The organism is Pseudomonas sp. FP597 (assembly GCF_030687435.1).
In the GTDB taxonomy this organism is placed as follows: Bacteria; Pseudomonadota; Gammaproteobacteria; order Pseudomonadales; family Pseudomonadaceae; genus Aquipseudomonas; species Aquipseudomonas lactucae.
In genome coordinates this window covers 4,255,913-4,274,748 of record NZ_CP117432.1, presented here as the reverse complement: position 1 = coordinate 4,274,748, position 18,836 = coordinate 4,255,913, and the positions used below count along the sequence as shown (strand labels likewise).

19 protein-coding genes are annotated in these 18,836 nt (G+C 61.4%); 12 read left to right on the top strand and 7 right to left on the bottom strand.

The window, feature by feature from the left end; translation table 11 throughout:
- Positions 1-53 precede the first annotated feature (53 nt).
- Genes gabT through PSH66_RS19355 form a run of 3 tightly spaced genes read left to right on the top strand, consistent with a single transcriptional unit; the run spans position 54 to position 2,572 of the window.
- Positions 54-1,346 carry a 4-aminobutyrate--2-oxoglutarate transaminase gene (gabT, locus tag PSH66_RS19365; protein WP_141063161.1) on the top strand — a complete coding sequence of 431 codons (1,293 nt, stop codon included), beginning with the start codon at positions 54-56 and terminating at the stop codon, positions 1,344-1,346.
- Between the two features lie 48 nt (positions 1,347-1,394).
- Positions 1,395-2,039: an HAD family hydrolase gene (locus tag PSH66_RS19360; RefSeq protein ID WP_003174919.1), complete on the top strand. Its 645-nt coding sequence runs from the start codon at positions 1,395-1,397 to the stop codon at positions 2,037-2,039.
- 44 nt (positions 2,040-2,083) lie between these two features.
- Positions 2,084-2,572 carry an Lrp/AsnC family transcriptional regulator gene (locus tag PSH66_RS19355; protein ID WP_003174918.1) on the top strand — a complete coding sequence of 163 codons (489 nt, stop codon included), beginning with the start codon at positions 2,084-2,086 and terminating at the stop codon, positions 2,570-2,572.
- Between the two features lie 12 nt (positions 2,573-2,584).
- On the opposite strand, the gene PSH66_RS19350 is transcribed toward PSH66_RS19355, so the two are convergent.
- On the bottom strand, positions 2,585-3,793 hold the full coding sequence (locus tag PSH66_RS19350) for a DUF1835 domain-containing protein (RefSeq protein WP_305427465.1): 1,209 nt from the start codon (positions 3,791-3,793) through the stop codon (positions 2,585-2,587).
- Between the two features lie 151 nt (positions 3,794-3,944).
- Positions 3,945-4,187, bottom strand: coding sequence for a hypothetical protein (locus tag PSH66_RS19345; protein WP_305427464.1), 243 nt, complete (start codon positions 4,185-4,187; stop codon positions 3,945-3,947).
- A 423-nt stretch (positions 4,188-4,610) separates the two neighbouring features.
- Between PSH66_RS19345 and PSH66_RS19340 the strand changes: the two genes are divergently transcribed.
- Genes PSH66_RS19340 through PSH66_RS19330 form a run of 3 tightly spaced genes read left to right on the top strand, consistent with a single transcriptional unit; the run spans position 4,611 to position 6,378 of the window.
- Positions 4,611-4,928, top strand: a complete 318-nt coding sequence (locus tag PSH66_RS19340) for a helix-turn-helix domain-containing protein (protein ID WP_003174915.1) — start codon at positions 4,611-4,613, stop codon at positions 4,926-4,928.
- Positions 4,921-6,207 carry a type II toxin-antitoxin system HipA family toxin gene (locus PSH66_RS19335; RefSeq protein WP_003174914.1) on the top strand — a complete coding sequence of 429 codons (1,287 nt, stop codon included), beginning with the start codon at positions 4,921-4,923 and terminating at the stop codon, positions 6,205-6,207. The genes PSH66_RS19340 and PSH66_RS19335 overlap by 8 nt, the downstream gene beginning before the upstream one ends.
- A gap of 42 nt (positions 6,208-6,249) precedes the next feature.
- Positions 6,250-6,378 carry a PLDc N-terminal domain-containing protein gene (locus PSH66_RS19330; RefSeq protein WP_269745208.1) on the top strand — a complete coding sequence of 43 codons (129 nt, stop codon included), beginning with the start codon at positions 6,250-6,252 and terminating at the stop codon, positions 6,376-6,378.
- Here the strand turns inward: PSH66_RS19330 and PSH66_RS19325 are convergent.
- Positions 6,375-7,427, bottom strand: a complete 1,053-nt coding sequence (locus PSH66_RS19325; RefSeq protein ID WP_003174912.1) for an L-idonate 5-dehydrogenase — start codon at positions 7,425-7,427, stop codon at positions 6,375-6,377. The genes PSH66_RS19330 and PSH66_RS19325 overlap by 4 nt on opposite strands.
- A gap of 13 nt (positions 7,428-7,440) precedes the next feature.
- Positions 7,441-8,214, bottom strand: coding sequence for a glucose 1-dehydrogenase (locus PSH66_RS19320; protein ID WP_305427463.1), 774 nt, complete (start codon positions 8,212-8,214; stop codon positions 7,441-7,443).
- Between the two features lie 147 nt (positions 8,215-8,361).
- On the opposite strand from PSH66_RS19320, the gene PSH66_RS19315 reads away from it, so the two are divergent.
- On the top strand, positions 8,362-9,234 hold the full coding sequence (locus tag PSH66_RS19315) for a LysR family transcriptional regulator (protein WP_003174910.1): 873 nt from the start codon (positions 8,362-8,364) through the stop codon (positions 9,232-9,234).
- A gap of 45 nt (positions 9,235-9,279) precedes the next feature.
- Here the strand turns inward: PSH66_RS19315 and PSH66_RS19310 are convergent, their stop codons facing one another.
- Positions 9,280-9,579 carry a hypothetical protein gene (locus tag PSH66_RS19310; RefSeq protein WP_141063156.1) on the bottom strand — a complete coding sequence of 100 codons (300 nt, stop codon included), beginning with the start codon at positions 9,577-9,579 and terminating at the stop codon, positions 9,280-9,282.
- Between the two features lie 826 nt (positions 9,580-10,405).
- Here PSH66_RS19310 and PSH66_RS19305 point away from each other — a divergent pair.
- Both PSH66_RS19305 and PSH66_RS19300 read left to right on the top strand, forming a co-directional pair.
- Positions 10,406-11,149 (top strand): ABC transporter permease, encoded by a 744-nt coding sequence (locus PSH66_RS19305; RefSeq protein ID WP_141063155.1) that lies wholly within the window; start codon positions 10,406-10,408, stop codon positions 11,147-11,149.
- A complete protein-coding gene (locus tag PSH66_RS19300; RefSeq protein WP_003174908.1) occupies positions 11,149-11,859 on the top strand; it encodes an AAA family ATPase in 711 nt (236 codons plus the stop codon). Before PSH66_RS19305 ends, PSH66_RS19300 begins: the two co-directional genes overlap by 1 nt.
- On the opposite strand, the gene arnT is transcribed toward PSH66_RS19300, so the two are convergent.
- Both arnT and PSH66_RS19290 read right to left on the bottom strand, forming a co-directional pair.
- Positions 11,831-13,513, bottom strand: a complete 1,683-nt coding sequence (gene arnT / locus PSH66_RS19295) for a lipid IV(A) 4-amino-4-deoxy-L-arabinosyltransferase (RefSeq protein ID WP_305427462.1) — start codon at positions 13,511-13,513, stop codon at positions 11,831-11,833. The genes PSH66_RS19300 and arnT overlap by 29 nt on opposite strands.
- Before the next feature lie 188 nt (positions 13,514-13,701).
- On the bottom strand, positions 13,702-14,376 hold the full coding sequence (locus PSH66_RS19290) for a histidine phosphatase family protein (RefSeq protein WP_141063152.1): 675 nt from the start codon (positions 14,374-14,376) through the stop codon (positions 13,702-13,704).
- Between the two features lie 276 nt (positions 14,377-14,652).
- On the opposite strand from PSH66_RS19290, the gene PSH66_RS19285 reads away from it, so the two are divergent.
- Genes PSH66_RS19285 through PSH66_RS19275 form a run of 3 tightly spaced genes read left to right on the top strand, consistent with a single transcriptional unit; the run spans position 14,653 to position 18,836 of the window.
- Positions 14,653-15,321, top strand: coding sequence for an ABC transporter ATP-binding protein (locus PSH66_RS19285; RefSeq protein ID WP_042944977.1), 669 nt, complete (start codon positions 14,653-14,655; stop codon positions 15,319-15,321).
- A gap of 1 nt (position 15,322) precedes the next feature.
- Complete coding sequence (locus PSH66_RS19280; RefSeq protein WP_305427461.1) at positions 15,323-17,785, top strand: FtsX-like permease family protein; 2,463 nt, start codon at positions 15,323-15,325, stop codon at positions 17,783-17,785.
- Positions 17,775-18,836 carry a lipocalin-like domain-containing protein gene (locus PSH66_RS19275; protein ID WP_305427460.1) on the top strand — a complete coding sequence of 354 codons (1,062 nt, stop codon included), beginning with the start codon at positions 17,775-17,777 and terminating at the stop codon, positions 18,834-18,836. Before PSH66_RS19280 ends, PSH66_RS19275 begins: the two co-directional genes overlap by 11 nt.

Here is an 18,836-nt window from a genome sequence, read left to right as displayed (position 1 = left end):
CTGGACAGCATCGCAACCACCTTCCGGTTGCCGCATTCACGATGGGAAATGCCATGAACAGCAAAGTCGACGAAACCCCTCATTTGCTCCGTCAGCGCGAGCAATTCGTGCCCCGAGGCCTGATTACCGCGCACCCGCTGGTGATCGACCGCGCCCAGGGCGCCGAACTGTGGGACGTGGATGGCAAGCGCTACCTGGATTTTGTCGGCGGCATCGGCGTGTTGAACATCGGTCACAACCATCCCAAGGTGGTCGCGGCGGTGCAGGCCCAATTGCAGAAGGTTTCCCACGCGTGTTTCCAGGTGGTGGCCTACTCGCCTTACCTTGATCTGGCCCAGCGCCTGTGTGAAATGATCGGTGGACAGGAGGCCTATAAGGCGGCGTTTTTCACCTCCGGCGCCGAGGCGGTGGAAAACGCGGTAAAGATCGCCCGTGCCCACACCAATCGCTCGGCGGTGATCGCTTTTCGTGGCGGTTTCCACGGCCGCACGCTGCTGGGCACAACACTCACCGGCATGAGCCAACCCTACAAACAGAACTTCGGGCCGTTTGCGCCGGAGGTGTTTCACACGCCGTATCCGAACGCTTATCGCGGCGTGACCAGCGAGCTGGCGCTCAAGGCGCTGGATGAGTTGTTCGCGACCCAGGTAGCGCCGGAGCGCGTGGCGGCGATCATCATCGAGCCGGTGCAGGGCGATGGCGGTTTCCTCACCGCGCCGCCAGCGTTTCTTCAGGCCCTGCGCGCTTTGGCCGACAAGCACGGCATTGTGTTGATCCTCGATGAAATCCAGACCGGTTTCGGCCGCACCGGCACCTGGTTCGGCTTCCAGCACGCCGGGATCCAGCCGGACCTGGTCACCGTCGCCAAGAGCCTGGCCGGTGGCTTGCCGTTATCCGGCGTGGTTGGCAAGGCGCACATCATGGATGCACCGCTGCCCGGCGGCCTGGGCGGCACCTATGGCGGTAACGCCCTGGCATGCGCGGCGGCATTGGCAGTGATCGAGGCTTTCGAACAGGAACACTTGCTGGCCCGCAGCCAAGCGCTCGGCGAGCGCCTGCGCCACGGCCTGCTCGGTTTGCAGGCCCGCTATCCGCGCATCGGCGATGTACGCGGCACCGGCTTTATGCTGGCCATCGAGCTGGTCAAGGATGACCCGGCGCGCACGCCCGATGCCGACCTCAACCAACGGGTGATCGACGAGGCCCGCGCCGGTGGCTTGCTGGTGATCAAATGCGGCGTGCACCGCAACGTGCTGCGCTTCCTCGCGCCGTTGGTGACCACCGAAGCCCAGGTCGACGAAGCCGTGAAAATTCTGGATGGCGCCTTGGCACGGGTCTTGAACTGAGCCTGTGCCTGTTCAAGGTGAACTGCATCATTGGAGGCTTGACCGCACATGGGACTGACAGATTATCGAGCGCTGCTGATCGATTGCGATGAAGTGCTGGTGGACCGCGATTCGGGGGTATGGGCCGCCTTGCAACCACTGCTCGACAGTCGCGGCGGGCAGCCGCCCAGGGAGCAGGTGCAGGTCGAATACAACGCGGTGGTCGCAGCCTTATACCCGCGCTTCGCGGAGCTGGGCTTCAGTGGCGTGCTGTGTTTCGCCCATCGCCAGCTCGCCGAGCGCTGGGGGGTACACGCCAGTTGGGAGGAGGGCATGAGCTTTGCCCGGTCGGTGGGTAATTGGTCACTGTTCGAGGACGCGCCGGGGGCTATGCTGTATCTGCGCAAGTTCTACCGGTTGCTGGTGCGTGGGGACCGTGATGCGCAAGATCGCGGCGTGTTGTGCGAACGGCTGGGCATTGCACCGGAAGATTTCATTTCCCTGGCCGATGACCTGCAATGGCTCAATGATCCGGCGCAAGAGGTGCAACCGGTGCTGCATGTGACCGGCCCGTCGGTCGGCGCACAAGGCTCGCTGGACCGCTGTTTGATCGGCCGCCACCGGGCCCGGCAGCCTTCGCCCTGCGCGGCGCAGTACTGCATCAACAGCATGGCGGACCTGGTGGCGCAGCATCAGCTGTCTTTACGGCGCTGATTTTGCTAGAAGATTGCTTACAAACGGCAGTCAAGAGGTACGCAATGGAAGGGCTAGTCAAGCTGGACCGGATCGACATCAGCATTCTGGTTGAACTGCAAAAAGACGGCCGGATGACTAACGTCAGCCTCGCCGACGCCGTGGGCCTGTCGGCCAGCCCATGCCTGCAACGGGTCAAGCGGCTGGAATCGGCGGGGTATATTTCCAGCTACAAGGCGCACTTGAACCTGGCCAAGATCACCGACTCGGTCACGGTGTTCACCGAGATCACCCTCAGCGACCACAAGCGCGAAGACTTCGCCAAGTTCGAGTCCAACATCCGCCTGGTGGACGAAGTGCTCGAATGCCACTTGATCAGCGGTGGCTACGACTACCTGGTGCGCTTCATGACCCGCAGCATCCAGCATTACCAGGAAGTGGTGGAAAGCCTGCTGGACAAGAACATCGGCATCTCCAAGTACTTCAGCTACATCGTGATCAAATCGCCGGTGCTCAAGGATGGCGTGCCGCTGCGCAAGTTGCTGCGGCACTGAGGGGGTGTGTCGCTAGCGGTCACGCCACACCGGCTTGAGGTTGCGATCCAACGCCCAATGAGCCTCACCCGGCCGCGTGCACACACCACCTACCCATCGCTCGTGGCAGGTGTGCGCTATCCAGTTGGCGTTGCCGCTCAGTACGTCCTTTCCCAATGGCGTCAACGCCAACCTTCGCTGAGGCCATTGCAGATGGGCCTCGGTTTCCAGCAGCAATGGCTGTTCCCCGTCAATCAACGGCCGCAGCAGCGCATGAAACATCATGTCGCCCAGAAACGGCAGCGGCTCGCGCTTGGCCATCAACTCGGCGAACACCCGGCCGAACGCTACCGGCCCGGCTTCGGCGATGTAGGTGAGCGCAAGGCGTTCGGTCAGCGACAGGCCATCCTCAAGCCCCGGCAGCTCCTGCAACTGACGCAGCAGTGCCGGTGCCAGCAAGGGCAGGGCGGCGTGCTTGCCGTGGGCCAATTGCGCCCAGGCGAGGGGTGAACTGTCGCAATACGCCGCCCAGGCCTGTTTGGCCAGGTGCACCGCGGCGGCATCGATCACGCGCCGTTGCGGCCACAACCACGCCAATACATCCGGCGCCAGTTGGCCGATGCCGATAAAACGCTCGACACCGGGGATGCGCTCCACTTCGACCAGCTCCAGCCTGACCGGCGCCTGTTCGAGGCCGGCCAGTGCGCGGATCAGGAACAGTTGGTCATAGGCATCGGCCTCGCACCAGAGCACGCTGTGTTCGGCGCTGGCCAGGGTTTCAAGTTGGGTGTATTCGTCGGCCACGCGGCGCGCTGTGTCCGTTTCGTCCATGGCGAAGGCCCGGCTGATGAACGCGCTGCGCATGTCACGGAATGCCTGGCGGGGCAGGTCACGCACCGGGCCCATGCACAGCGGGTCGGTGAGCATCCGGAAGTGGCCCTTGAACCCTGCCAGCTTCAGGCTGTGGGCGATGTCACTGCCGCAGCGCCAGTGGCTGGTGCGCGCTTCATCGCTGGCGTCGAAATCCGGGTGGCGAGCCGCGAAGTCGAGGGCGTCGATATGCGCCTTGAGCTTGGGCCAACTGCTGAAACCCAGCTGTTTGGCGAGCTGCCATTGGGCCTGGGACAGGGTGGCGTTTGGGTCCTGGGTCTTGAGGTGCGCCAACAGTTCCTTGGCGCGCTTGCGCTGCTGCTCAAGGTTCAGACGGCCGTCGGTGTTGGAGGATAAAGGACGTTGCGACATACGAGCTCCTTGCACAAACCTTTTCCGCTTCAAGGTTGGGAGTCGTAGAAATAAGAGGGTGCTTCACTGTCTTGGGCGCAGCCCTTTCCGCGGAAGGTGGCGTAGAGAGCGCCAGGCGGCAAATATAGGCAGTGCGGTGGGCGTTTGCAAATCAGGCGTGTACGTCGGGCTTGCGATCAATCCAGTGAGTCTTGATGCCCTTGGCCCACGCCACCGTATAGAAACAGCTGAGCAACACGATGCCCCATTGCTCGGCATTGATCGAGGACCAGAACCAGAACGGCTGGCCCGCCATGCCGAACAGGCACGCGTAGCGGCGCACCTTCAAGCGTTTGCTCTGGCTGAACCAGATGGCGATAACGCCCAGCGCGGCGATCATGATTTGTGCGATCAAAGGTGGGCTCCTGTCTTGAGGTTTCATAGTGACCAAAGGTGGGGGCCGGCGTGCGATGGCGGTGCGGCAGACCCTGAAGGTCTGAGCCGCGCAGGTTGCGATAGTTTGATTTTTTTGAATGAAAAGGTCGCACCACCCGCCTCACCAGTGCGCCTGAGCTGATCAGCAGGTCGATAAACCCCGGCTATGCTCTGCGAACGCCAAGCGTTGTTTGGCGCTCAAGGAGAGTGACTGATGAAAGTCGGATATTGGCTGGTGGGCTTTACGGTATTTTTTCTTTCCGCCCCCCGATGTTCTTTTTCAGGAAAAACCGCAGAGGCGACAACTATCCTGACACCGGGGAAATAACGTCGCTTGATAGGGCTCTAGGTTAATTCTATAATTTTGTGAGTTAACTGGCACAGAATGGGCTGGATACACACTATGTTGGATTTAAGCTTCAGCAAGCCGGGTGAGGTCGTCAAGCGCCTCTGCGATCGCTTGCGCACAGAGCGCTTGGCGCTGGACATGACACAAGCCGACTTGGCCGGGCGTGCCGGCATCGGCACCAACACCGTGTCCAACCTTGAAGCCGGGCGCAATGTCGGGTTCGAGAACGTGGTCCGGGTGGCGATGGCCCTTGGCCGTACCAAGGAACTCGAAGGCCTGTTCCTGCCAAAGCTGGAAAGCATCGAGGATATTCGGCGCTACGAAAACAGTGCCAATCGTCTTCGTACAAAGAGGAAGTCCGGCAATGCTTGAGCAGGTGAACGTCTTCTACGAAGGCTGGGGTGAGCGATGGCAATGGGGCACGCTGGTCTCCACGACCGCCCTGACCGGTCGCCCGCTGATCGTGTTCGAGTACCGCAATGAAGCCAGGCAAAGGGGCTTGGAACTGTCCTCCTACACGCTGCCGCTGGAGGGGGCTCAGTTGCGCCGAGACTTTCCAGACCACCAGCTGTACTTGCCAGGGCCTGTTTACGACTCGTTGCCGGATGGGTGGGGCATGTTGCTGATGGACCGTATGTTCAGGCGCCGCGGGCTCACCACTGCGCGCATCGGCTCACTGGAACGGCTAGCCTACATCGGTAGCAATGCGATGGGTGCCATGACGTTTGAGCCCGTGGCGCCCGAAGGTCAGGAATCTGAAGTCCACATCCCGCTGGAACAGCTTGCTGGCGAAGTGCAGGAAGTGCTCCATGGAGACGGTGGCGAATTCCTGCAGACGTTGCTGCTGGTGGGCGGCTCGCCTCAAGGTGCAAGGCCTAAGGCCCTCGTCTATCGCGATCCCGAAACTGGCGGGTTTACCACTGCCGTCACGCCGGGCTTTGAAGCCTGGTTGATTAAGTTCCCGGCCAAAGAAGAACATGCCGAGGTGTGCGCTATCGAAATGGTCTACGCCGAGTGCCTGCGCATGTGCGGTATCGAAACCCCTGACACGCAGTACTTCAGTCTGCCTAATGGGTTGGCAGCGTTTGCCAGTAAGCGATTTGACCGCCGGGATGGTCTGCGCGTACCCATGCAAAGCCTCGCGGCCTTTACGGGGGCAAATTACCGGTCTCCGGGGGTGTTGGACTACGTCAACTTCTTGCGGGCAACACAGATGTGCACCAACGACGTGCGCGAGATGGCGGTGGCCTTCGAACGTGTCGTCTTCAATGTTGCGTTCAACAACCGAGACGATCACCCCAAGAACTTTGCCTACATCATGTCGCAGGACGGTCAGTGGAGACTGTCGCCGGCTTACGACGTGACCTTCTGCGAGGGGCCGAGTGGATATCATCAGATGGATGTGATGGGGGAAGCCCTGTCGATTTCTCGCACGCAAATGCTTCGGCTTGCCGAGGAAGCTGAGGTGGCTCCGGACGCAGCAGGCAGAGTGATTGACGGCATTTGTGATGTGGCGAGCCAATTTGCAACCATCGCCGAGAGCTTATACCCACAGGTTATTACTCGAGACACCTTGCGAACGATCCAAGACCGCATCGATCAGAACGTAGCCCGGTTACACCAGAGGCACGCGGGCAGCGGTCGCCGTTGAAGATTGGGAGGACCTGGCGACTCTCATGATCGATGCTGCCGTGTGCTTCAAACACTTAGGGCCCTGTGCCGCCGCAGCCATAAAACTGTGGGAATAAAAGCAGCTTGGGCTATCGGTCTGATCATCTTCCCGCTGCTAGGACTAATTGTCTGGGGGCTTGCCGGGGGTTAGGGTCGTTCCGGTACGCCAAAATCCAACACCACCTTCATCGCCTGGGTCTTGTCCGCCGCCAACTCAAACGCCTGCACCGCCTGCTCGAATGGCACGGTGTGCGAGATCACCGGCCGTACATCAATGATCCGGCGATTCAATAAATCCACCGCCTGGGCAAACTCCGGATGAAAGCGGAAGGTGCCGCGCAGGTCGATCTCGCGGCTGACCAGCAGGTTGAGCGGCAGCGTCACATCGCCGCCCAACCCGACCGTCACCAGCACACCACGTGGCGCAATGCATTCCAGGCCGTTGCGCAAGGCCTGGGCGCTGCCGGAGACTTCGAACATCACATCGAAGTAGCCTTTTTCGGTGGTGTAGCGCTTGAGCGCGTCGTTGCCGTCGGCAAGGTTGTGGGTGCGGCTGGCGCCCATTTTTTCGGCGCAGGCGAGGGCGCTGGCCGACAAGTCCACGGCAACGATTTCAGCCGCGCCGGCTGCCCGCAAGCTGCCGATCAAAAGATTGCCGATGGGGCCGCAGCCGGTCACCAGCACGCGTTTGCCGAACACCGCGCCGGCGCGTTGGATCGCGTGCAAACCCACCGACAACGGCTCGGCCAGCGCACCTTCGGCGAGGCTCACGTGGTCGGCCAGGCGATGGGCCTGGTGCGTCTCGATCACCAGGCTCTGGCGAAACGCACCCTGGATATGTGGAAAGGGCATGGCGCTGCCGTAGAAACGCATGTCCAGGCAATGATTCGGCAGGCCCTGATGACAGTAACGGCAAGCGCCGCAGGGACGTGACGGCGAGACCGCGATGCGCTGGCCGACCTTGAACAACCCGGTGTCCGCGCCCACGGCGTCGATCACCGCCGACACTTCATGACCCAGCACCATCGGTTCGCGCAGGCGCACGGTGCCGAAGCCGCCGTGCTGGTAATAATGCAAATCCGAACCGCAGATGCCGCCCCGGGCGATGCGCACGCGCAGTTGGTCGGGGCCGAGGGTTTGCGGTTCATCCTGAGGGCTCACCCGCAGGTCTTTTGAAGCGTGGCAGACGATAGCGTGCATGATGTTCTCCGGGTTACAGCGATGCGGTGATGCCACCGTCGACATACAGGATATGGCCGTTGACGAAACTGGCCGCGTCACTGGCCAGGAATACCGCCGCGCCGGCCAGTTCGGCCACGTCGCCCCAGCGTCGGCTCGGGGTGCGTTGCACCAGCCAGTCGCTGAATTCGGGATTGGCCACCAGGTTGGCGTTCAGTTCGGTCTTGAAATAACCGGGGCCGATGCCATTGACCGTCAGCCCGTGCGGGCCCCAATCAATCGCCATGCCCTTGGTCAGCATCTTCAGCGCGCCCTTGCTCGCCGCATACGGCGCAATGCCCGGACGGCCCAGCTCACTTTGTACCGAGCAGATGTTGATGATGCGGCCACGCTTGCGCGGGATCATCGCCCGCGCCACGGCCTGGCCGACCAGGAACGCGCTGTCGAGGTTGGTGCTGATCAGCTCGCGCCAGTGCTGCTCACTGTAGTCTTCCAGCGGCCCACGGCGTTGCATGCCGGCGTTGTTCACCAAAATCTCCAGCGGGCCGAGGCGCTCCTCGATACTCGCCACGGCGGTCTGGATCGCCGCGCTGTCGGTCACATCGAACGCCTGGGTGTGCACCTCCAGGCCCTCCTGCGTGAGCAGCTCGGCCGCGTCACGCAACGTGCTGCGGTTGCGCCCATTGAGCACCACCCGCGCCCCGGCCTGGGCCAGCCCACGCGCGATGGCCAGGCCGATGCCGGCACTCGAACCGGTGATCAACGCGAGGCGGCCGTCGAGGCGGAAGTTATCTAAAACGCTGTGCATGGGCCCTGTCTCCTGACGTGCTTATTGTGATAAGCCAAACTCATTGTTAACGCTCGTTAGTAACCTTAGTTCACCCTAGGGTGCGGGGAGAGGCCAATATTCATTTATGATCGGCTGATCAATATCCGTGATCACCGAGGAGGTCCGATGGAGCTCAAGCACTTGCGCGCCTTTGTGGTGCTGGCCCAGGAGCTGCACTTCGGCCGGGCGGCGGCGCAGTTGTCGATCGTGCAGCCGGCGCTGAGCATGCAGATCAAATTGCTCGAAAGTGGCTTGGGTGTGCGCCTGCTCGACCGCAATCGCCACTCGGTGACGCTGACCGAAGCCGGCCGCGTGTTCTTGCCCGAAGCCCAGGCCACCTTGCACCAGGCGGCGCGGGCGGCGGACGCGGCGCGGGCGTCCAACCGTGGCGAAATCGGGCGTGTACGCCTGGGCTTTGTGTCGTCGGTGCTGCCGCAGTTGCTGCCCGAGTTGATCCGCGCGGTGCACCAGCGCTACCCGCGTATCGAGCTGGAACTCAAGGACATGCCCGGGCCCGATCAAGCCGCCGCATTGAAAAGCGGCCTGCTGGATTTTGGCCTGATGCGCCTGCCCGCCGCGCATGCGGGGGTGCAGACGCGTGTGGTGTTGCGGGAGAGTTTCTGCGTGGCGTTGCCGGCGGATCACCCCTTGGCGGCGCAGGCATCCATCTTCCCCGCCGATTTGCGTGACCTGCCGGTGTATATCCTCGCGCGCCGTTATGCGCCAGGGTTCTACGATGAGTTTATCCAGGCACTGGGCGTGCCCTTGCGGGTTGCTGCCGAGCTGGGCGAGTTCACCACCATGCTGGCACTGGTCTGCGCCGGACTGGGCATTGGCGTATTGCCCCAGCAGGCAGCGCGGGCGTTGCCGGCCAACTGTGTGTCGCGGCCTCTGGAACTCGGCGCGTTCCAGGCCAGCACCGGGTTGGCCTGGACCGAGCTGGACAGCGCGGTAAAGAGCACGTTGTTCAATTTGATTGGGGAGTTGTTTGGTGGGTGATCGCGTTGGAGGGGCGGTGCGATGCCCCTCCGACATTGACCGCGTTCAGGCTGAGGGTTTCAGGCAATCAATCGAACGATCCACCGTGGTCTTGGCAATCTCCAGCAAATGCCACACCGCCAAAATCTTCGCCCGTTCGGGGTTTGCCAATTGCTCGCCACAATCGAGCGCGGTGGCCGAAGCGCTGTCGAGCAGGCTGGCGGTATAGAGCAGGGCATCTTCGAAGCTCAGGTCTTCGTTGACGGTGTGAAAACCTTGGGTGGGCAGGTAATGGTCGATGGCGCGGTTGAAGGCGGCGCGGTCTTTGGCGGGGTCGATAGGTGGATCGGGTAGGGCTTTGTTCATGGTGTAGCTCCGCTTTAGATTGGGAGTCGACACACATCGCGACTAAACGAAGGGTGGCGGCTGTACGCAGGTTAGTCGACCGGCCAACGCGGAAAAACCGGCGCACCCTAAGGTGCCCTGCACACAGCCACCATAAAACTCATGGAGCACTATGCGCGCGTTGAAGGTCGGGCGACTAAACCCGATCACTGATAAGCAGTGACGGACCGCAGACTAGCCACCGATTCCAGCAGGCGCAAGGCGGCAGGGATTGTCTCGGAAACGTCCTGCAATTAAAAGGGATGCAGCCTGCTGGCCTTTTACAAAGCATGACCAAATGCCAGCGACGCCGCTGTTAGTCCCCGGTTTCTGGTCCTCAGTGAAGGCTCTTGCCCCGTGACGGTCTGACAGCTGGCAGACATTTACTTGAAGCCCCCGCGATCCAAATGTGGGTAATTACGCATTCTGGGTGAGCCCTGAAAGAGTCTAAGGTTTGCCATTTGTCGGATTAATCATCTGCATCTTTGAGGGGAAAACCTTTTCCTAAAGAAAACGTCTGCGCAGGCGCCTATTGCTTCTTATAGTTTGATTGTGCGTAACTTATTAATTTAGTAAAGAAACAAGTTTTTGATGCGCGGCGAGAAGTGGTTTTTAGTGTTTTTCGCAACTATTGATCGTCCGAAATTGTTGAGTGAAACTTCCCAATGCTTGAGGTTAAATTTCCTATATGGATTTTTTATAGATATTGCGATTTTTTTCTCAGGGGCTAGATTTGATTTTGTCGGTTTAAGTCCTCGATACGCCAGTCTGGCTTGGCAAAGATGGTTCCGTTTTCATGAGGTGAATCATGACCCTGTATTCCCTGTCGAAGCCCTTTCTGTTAGCACTGTTGTTTATCAAAGAACAATTAAAAGAACCTGTCGCGTTATTTTGGACGGTGATTTCCCCAGTCGTTACCTACTACCTGATTACCTACACAAGGGCACCGGTAACTGAGGTATCTACCGATTATTTGTCCAGTACTTCCTGGTTCTACGCTTTTGTCGCTTCAAGTGTTGCATTGTTCGGGTTGGCATTTTACATAGTGGGTCGCAGAGAAAGTGGTTTCCTACGATCCTTCGTTTACACAGGTCGGACGAAAATTATTTTTCTTGCTGGACAGTTTTTTGCTTATTCGATCGTTTCCATGCTGTATTGCTCTGTCTTCTACGTAATGACACGTCATTCCTCCGGAGTCGCCGGTCTTGCCGAATATCTCGTTATTGTTGGGCGGTTTTATGTTTGCTTTCTGCTGTTCTCCATACCTGCGCTTTTGTTGACGCTGGTTCCAGTGGGTTTTCAGAATGCAAGTACGCTTTTTTCCATGTTGTCCCTGACGATGTTGGCGCTTGGTATCGTAAGCATCGGTTCCCTAAATCCGATGCTTGCCATCGTCAGGTTTTTTAATCCGATGTGGTGGGCAAATAGAATTATGTTGGTAGGGGTGGCGGAGTGTGGGTGGGTTGTTGTGGTAGTGGTCATTTGCCTCGTACTTTCATTGTGGGTGATGTTTCGCTTTTTACTGATTAATCCCGTTTGGAGTCGTTATTGATGGCACGGCTTATTGTGGACTCGCTTGATGTTCGATATGCATCTCATATCGTGCTTCATAACGCCTCGCTGGAGGTTGAGGCTGGTTCGATCTCAGGTCTGCTGGGGCCTAACGGTTCCGGTAAAACCACGTTTTTTGACGTGCTTTGTGGCCTGAAGAAAATCGATGGCGGCGAGATAAACAGCTCTTTTTCGAAGCTGCTTTACCTCTCCCAAATCATCAGCACGCCGGCTGTATTGCGTATGTTCGACATCTTCAAGATGACCATGCTGTTTTGCGCCGAAACGAAGGTCACCCAACAACATGCGCTCGATCAAATCGAGAAATGGAGCCCTGGCATTGCGCAGCGTTACTGCGAACTCTGGAACAAAAAGTCCTCCCTCTGCAGCTACGGGGAAAAGCGTTGGTTTTTCACCTTGTCGCTGCTCTGCGCCAATGCCGATATTGTGATACTGGATGAGCCCACCGCAGGGGTAGATCCTGAGTTTCGCTATCACATCTGGCAATGCCTGGAGGGGGCGGCGGCGGACGGTGTCGCGGTGCTGGTTTCATCGCACAACGTCGATGAGATCGTCACGCACTGCGATGATTTTTACATGCTCAGCCAGCGGCGCTTCAATCGCTTCAATGACGCGCAAGGCTTTATGCGTGCCTACGAGGCAAAGAGTCTGGATGAGGCTTTTATTCAGGCGGCGAGCCTGCGTTCGTAATGGGCAATTGCGGATACACAATCAACGCCAACACCCCCTTGGAATACCGCTTGCCCCCCGGCGGCAGTTGCCCGACCTCGCGCATTTCGCTGGTGCTGCCGACCCGCATCAGCACGCCGACCGGGCCGTGTTGGCGGGCGTCCTTGAGCCAGGTCTGTACTTGGTCCAGATTGACTTTGCGTTGAACCGAATCGGCATATTGCAGGCCATAACGCAGTTCGCCCTCGGTGTCATACAGCGTCACCTGCGGGCGTTGCAGGCGCCAGGACAGGGCGGCGGCGAGGCTCAGGTCGTTGCTGAGCAGGGCGTGGGTTTCCTGCAGCAGTTGCTGATGTTCCAGGACGAACGTGTCGGGCATTTCGTTATCGGCGATCGGCGCGGGCATGCTCGCCGGCAGCAGGATCACTAGCACGCCAATCCCCAGCGCCGGCATCGCCCACAACGTGAGGGGACGGAAGGCTTGCAGCAGGTTGGCGAGTATCCACGCCAACAACACGATAAAGCCCAGGGACAGGCTGAACATCTCGGCGTGGCTGTTGCCGTACACGGGCCTGGCGATTTGCAGGTAGATCAGGCCGATCATGCCCGCCATGCCGAATACGAAGTTGAAGAGGCCGTTGAGGCAGATCGGGCGGGCGCGGTGCAGGCGTAGCAAGTCGCTCAAGGTATGCCCCATCAGCAAGGCCAGCGGCAGCAGGCACGGCATGATGTAGGTCGGCAGCTTGCCGTTGCTCAGGCTGAAGAACCCCAGCGGCAGCAGCAGCCACAGGGCCAGGAAGCTGATCTGCGGTTGACGTCTCTGCTGCCAGGTGGCGCGCAGGGTGCTGGGCAACAACCCGGCCCAGGGCAGGCAGGACACCGCGATGATCGGCAGGAAGAACCACCACGCCCGCACGTGCTGCGCATCGTCGGCACTGAAGCGGCGGATGTGTTCATTCCAGAAGAAGAAGCGCCAGAAGTCCGGCTCCTGGTTGTGGATCGCCAGCACCCAGGGCAAGCACACCAGCACCGCGACGCCCACCGCCAGCGGGCCATAGCGCAGCAGCTCGCCCAGGCGCCGTTGCCAGAGCATATAGGGCACGGCAATCAGTACCGGCAGCACCCAGGCCAGGAAGCCCTTGGTCATGAACCCCATGGCACAGGCGAACCCCAGCACCACCCAGGCACCCAGGCGGCTGCGCGGGGTGCTGCTGTCGAGGGCAAACCACAACGCTACCAGGCTGAGGTTGACCCACAACGTGAACTGCGGATCGAGGTTGGAATACCCGGCTTGCCCGGCGACCAAGCCAAAACTCAAGTACAGCAAAGCACAGGCAAAGCTTTTGCGCGGGTCGTTCCACAGACGCCGGGCGATGAGATAGGCCAGCAGTACGCTCAAGCCGGTGGTGAGGGCCGAGGCGATGCGTACGCCGAACAGGTTCTGACCGAACGCCGCCTGGCCAAGCGCAATCAGCCAATAGCCGCCGGCGGGTTTTTCAAAATAGCGGATGCCCATGAAGTGCGGCGCCACCCAGTTGCCGCTGAGCAGCATTTCCTGGCTGATCTGGGCGTAGCGGGTTTCATCCGGCGTCCACAAACCGTGCAGGCCCAGGGGCAGTAGATAAAACGCGGCGAAGGCCAGCAACAATAACGGCAGGGGTTTCAGGCGGCTCATGAACACGTCGCTTCTTGACGTTCATATTCATCATGTTCAAGTAGCGAAGTATTAACGTAAGCGGTCACGGTATTCACTGAATAACAGGAGGTCGTCATGACGTCCTTGATTGAAAGAGGCAACTCAACATGCCAGAACAGGGCTGTCTTTTTGCTGAACATGGACCGAGGCTGTAATGGCCAGGGGGGTTAGAGTTGCTTGAGTGCGGCCGGCCAGTCGGGGTTGTTCATGATGCCCAGGGCCTTGAACTTGCCGTTGGGCAGCACTTGTACGAACAGGGCGCTGCCGTACTCGGGGAAACGGGCACGGGGGTAGCCCAGAGCGGTTTCGAAGTCGGCGATGCAACCGCTGTGGGTGACGAAGACCAGGTTGCGCCCCGGCTGCTTGTGGCTCAGCAATTCTTCGCCCATGGCCGCGCCGCAGACTGCTTGCTGGCCCGAGGTGACGTCGCTCTTGCCGAACATGAAACGTGAAGTCTGGGCGGTGCGAATGGCGGGGCTGGCGAGGATGTCGCTGCCGTCCATGCCCAGGCTTTTAAAGGCTTTGCCGAGGTTCTGTGCCTGTTGGCTGCCGTTGATGGTCAGACCTTCTTCCGGGCCCAGGCACGGGTTGGTCGAACGGTCGCAGCGTTCTTCATGGCGCACCAGGACGATCAAGTCGCCGTCGCGCCACAGGGGTAAAACCTCGGAGGTCAGCAGGCGATCACCCACCCCCAGGTTGCGCGGCGAGTTCGGCCAGAACACGCTGGCGGTCAGCAGCAGGGCGATCACGGCAATGCCCAGTCCCCGGCGTCGCAGGCGTTTGAGCGCAGCCCGACGCGAGCGTGGTTTGGTCAGGGTAAGGTCAACCACTTCATTCACCATGGGCGCTGTTGGCAATGTTGTATTAATTGGGCGCAACGTAATGGCAAGTCACCGCAGTGAAGCGCGAGGCTGTCACAGCGCTGCTGTCTTTTCGCTGAATAGGTCGCGCTTAAAAAGTTGCCAGGCGTGGTCACTGAAAAGTTACCGACGCGTGACGCTTGGGTCGGAACTTTAGAGTTCGGTGGGTGGGCAACCGGTGAAATCCATGTGAAAAATTTGCGTGGCTTCAATCCGCAGCCGTTATTCTCGATTGCCGCCCATCAAATGAGTGTTGCCATGTTGCAGGTGCAAGGAGTGTTCAAAAGCTATGCCACGCCGCAGGGCCCGTTGGCGGTGTTGGCGGGTGTGGATTTGCACCTGGCCGCACGCAGCAGCCTGGCGTTGATGGGGGAGTCGGGCAGTGGCAAGAGCACCTTGCTGCACCTGGTGGCCGGGCTCGACCGGGTGGACGGCGGCAGCATTCGCGTCGGCGAGCAGCGCCTCGACCGGCTGAGCGAGCCGCAGCTGGCCCACTGGCGGCGTACCGAAATCGGCCTGGTGTTCCAGCAGTTCAACCTGATCGGCAGCCTGCGCGTCGACGACAACCTGGCCTTCCAGGCGCGCCTGGCGCGGCGCTTTGACCCTGCGTGGCAGGCGCAATTGGTGGAACGCCTGGGCCTGGGCGACTTGCTCAAGCGTTATCCGGAACAACTCTCCGGCGGCCAGCAACAACGCGTCGCGGTGGGACGGGCCCTGGCGTCGCGCCCGCGATTGTTGTTGGCCGACGAGCCCACCGGCAACCTCGACGAAGCCACCAGCGACGAGGTGCTGCAACTGCTGCTGGAGGTGCTGCGCGACAGCCCCACCAGCCTGTTGATGGTCACCCACAGCCCGCGCATCGCGGCACGCCTGGACCGCCAGATGGTGCTGCATCGCGGCCATGTCATGCCCACGGACGCGCACTGAGATGGCGGTGTTTTATTGGGCGCTGCGTGCACTGCTCAGCCATTGGCGGCGCCACCCGGTGCAGTTTTTCAGCGTACTGACCGGCCTGTGGCTGGCCACCGCGCTGTTGACCGGGGTGCAGGCGCTTAATAGCCAGGCACGTGACAGTTATGCCCGCGCCAGCCAACTGATCGGCGGCGAACCCCAGGCCAGCCTCACCGCGCCGGACGCTGCGCGTTTGCCGCAAAGCCTGTTCGCCCAGTTGCGCCGAGCGGGCTGGCCGGTGTCGCCGGTGGTGCAGGGGCGTGTGCAGCTCCAGGGGCAGGCGGATGTACGCTTGCAATTGATGGGTATCGAACCGCTGTCATTGCCCGGCAGCGGCGCGGTGGCGGGGCAGCGCTTGAGCCAGGCGCAACTGTTGGCGTTCTTCGAGCCGCCGGGCCGCACCTGGATCGCCGTGCAGACCCTGCAGGCCCTGGGGCTGCGGGAGGGCCAGCAACCGCAGTTGCTCAATGGGCAACGCCTGCCGCCGCTGCAGGCGCAAACGGACATGGCGCCGGGCCTGTTGCTCACCGATATCGGCTTCGCCCAACCGTTGCTGGAGATGCCGGGGCAGGTGTCGCGCTTGCTGCTCGACAACGCCTTCGCCGCCGGCCACCCCACGCCACCTGCCGGGCTGCAATTGCAGCAGGGCGAGGACAACAACCTTGCGCGTCTCACCGAAAGCTTTCACCTGAACCTCGACGCGCTGGGTTTTTTATCCTTTGTGGTGGGGCTGTTTATTGTGCATGCCGCCATTGGCCTGGCCCTGGAGCAGCGACGCGGGCTGTTGCGTACGTTGCGCGCCTGTGGGGTGAGTGCGCGCTTGCTGATTCTCAGCCTGGGCGTGGAATTGGGGGCGTTGTCGCTGCTGGGAGGCGTGCTTGGCGTTGCCAGCGGTTACCTGCTGGCCGGCGCGTTGCTGCCGGATGTGGCCGCCAGTTTGCGTGGGCTGTATGGGGCTGAGGTGCCGGGGCAATTGAGCCTGAGCCCAGGGTGGTGGCTGGCGGGGTTGGGCTTGAGCCTGCTGGGTGCGCTGCTCGCCGGTGCCGGCAGCCTGTGGCGCGCGGCGCGTTTGCCGTTGCTGGCGCTGGCCAATGCCCAGGCCTGGCATGAGGCCCATGGGCGCTGGTTGCGACGTCAGGCTTGGGTGGCGGGCGCGGCATTGCTCATCGCGCTGCTGGCGCTGTGGCTGGGCGATAGCCTGGTCGCAGGCTTTGTGCTGATGGCGGCGTTACTGCTCGGCGCAGCCCTGGGCTTGCCGGTGCTGCTCAACGGTTTGCTCAAGGCCGTGCTGGGACGCAGCCGTTCGGTGCTCGGCCAGTGGTTTCTCGCCGATTGTCGCCAGCAATTGCCGGCGCTGAGCCTGGCCTTGATGGCGCTGCTGTTGGCCCTGGCCGCGAACATCGGTGCGGGCTCCATGACTTCCGGCTTCCGTTCGACCTTCAACCACTGGCTGGAACAACGCCTCACCGCCGAGCTGTACCTGAACCCGCAAAGCCCGGCCCAGGCGGAGCAACTCAGCCGCTGGCTGACGCAACAGCCGTTGGTGCGCAGGGTACTGCCCACCTGGCAGGTCGACGTGCAAGTGCGCGGCTGGCCGGCGGACATGTTCGGGGTGGTCGACGACCCGACCTACCGTCAGCACTGGCCGTTGCTGGCGGCGGTGGACGAACCGTGGGACCGGTTGCATAAAGACGACACCCTGATGCTCAGCGAGCAGCTGGCGCGCAGGTTATCCATCACGCTCGGCGATACGCTCGACATTCCTACGCCCCAGGGCGTGTGGTCGCCGAGGATCGTGGGGATCTACGCCGATTACGGTAATCCCAAGGGCCACCTGCTGGTCAACGCCGAGCACCTGCTGGCGCATTGGCCGAACCTTTCGCCGGCGCGTTTCAACCTGCGCGTCGCGCCGACCGATGTGGCGCCGCTGGTGCGTGAGGTGCAGCGCGCCTTTGCTCTGGAGGACAGCCGCATCGTCGATCAACAGCAACTCAAGGGCTGGTCGAGCCAGGTGTTCGAGCGTACGTTCGCCGCGACCAGTGCCCTTAACAGTCTCACCCTCGGCGTTGCCGGCGTGGCGCTGTTCATCAGTTTGCTGACCCAGAGCCAGAGCCGCCTGGGCCAACTCGCACCGCTGTGGGCGCTGGGCGTGACGCGCCGGCAATTGATGCTGTTGAACCTGGGGCAGACCTGGTTGCTGGCGGTACTCACCTTGGCGCTGGCGGTGCCGTTGGGCCTGCTGCTGGCATGGTGCCTGGATGCGGTGATCAACGTGCAAGCCTTTGGCTGGCGCCTGCCGTTGCAGGTATTCCCGTGGCAGTTGGCGCAGTTGCTCGGGCTGGCATTGCTGGCGACATTGCTGGCATCGGCGTGGCCGCTGTGGCAGCTGTACCGCAGCCGTCCGGCGGACTTGTTGAGGACGTTCGCCCATGAAGATTAAAGCCTTGCTGTGCGCGGTGTTATTGCTGGCCGGCTGCGACAAAGCCCCCGCGCCGGCGCAGAGCTTCGCGGGTCTGGGCAGTGATGCGGCGGATTTTGCCCAGGTGGTGCCGGGCAAAGTCTTCAGCTTTCCCGAAGATCACGGGCCCCATGATGGCTTTCGCATCGAGTGGTGGTACGTCACCGCCAACCTCAAGGATGCCCAGGGCAATGAGTTCGGCGTGCAATGGACGCTGTTTCGCAACGCGCTCAAGGCCGGGCCGACGCAAGCGGGCTGGCGTGACTCCACCGTGTGGCTTGGCCACGCCGCCGTCACCTCTGCCAGCCGCCACTACGCCGCCGAACGCCTGGCCCGCGGCGGCGTCGGCCAGGCCGGCGCCGAGGCGGTGCCCTTCAACGCCTGGATCGACGATTGGAGTTTTGCCAGTCGCCCCGGCGCCGCCAGTGCCTTGGCGGATATGCAACTCAAGGCCAGCGGTGCGCAATTCGCCTACGATCTGCACCTGACCTCCAGCCGTCCGCTGGTGCTGCAAGGCGACAACGGCTACAGCCGCAAATCCGACCAGGGCCAGGCGTCGTACTACTACAGCCAGCCGTTCTTCAGCGCGAGCGGCAGCCTGAGCCTGGCTGGCAAGGTGTACCAGGTCACCGGCCCCGCCTGGCTTGATCGCGAGTGGAGCAGCCAACCCCTGAGCGCCAGCCAGACCGGTTGGGACTGGTTCTCCCTGCACCTGGACAGCGGGGCGCAACTGATGCTGTTCCGCGTGCGTCAGCAGGACGGCGCCGGCTATCTCACCGGCACCTGGATCGACCCGCAAGGCCATGCGCAGACGTTGCACAACGCCGATATTCAACTGGCACCGCTGGCAACCACGGCCATCGAGGGGCGCATCCTGCCGACGCGCTGGTCGCTGAAGATTCCCGGCAAGCAGTTGGATATCACCACCGAGGCCGTCAACCCGAATGCCTGGATGAACCTGAGTGTTCCGTATTGGGAAGGGCCGGTGCGGTTCGACGGTGGGGTGGGGTATCTGGAAATGACCGGGTATTGA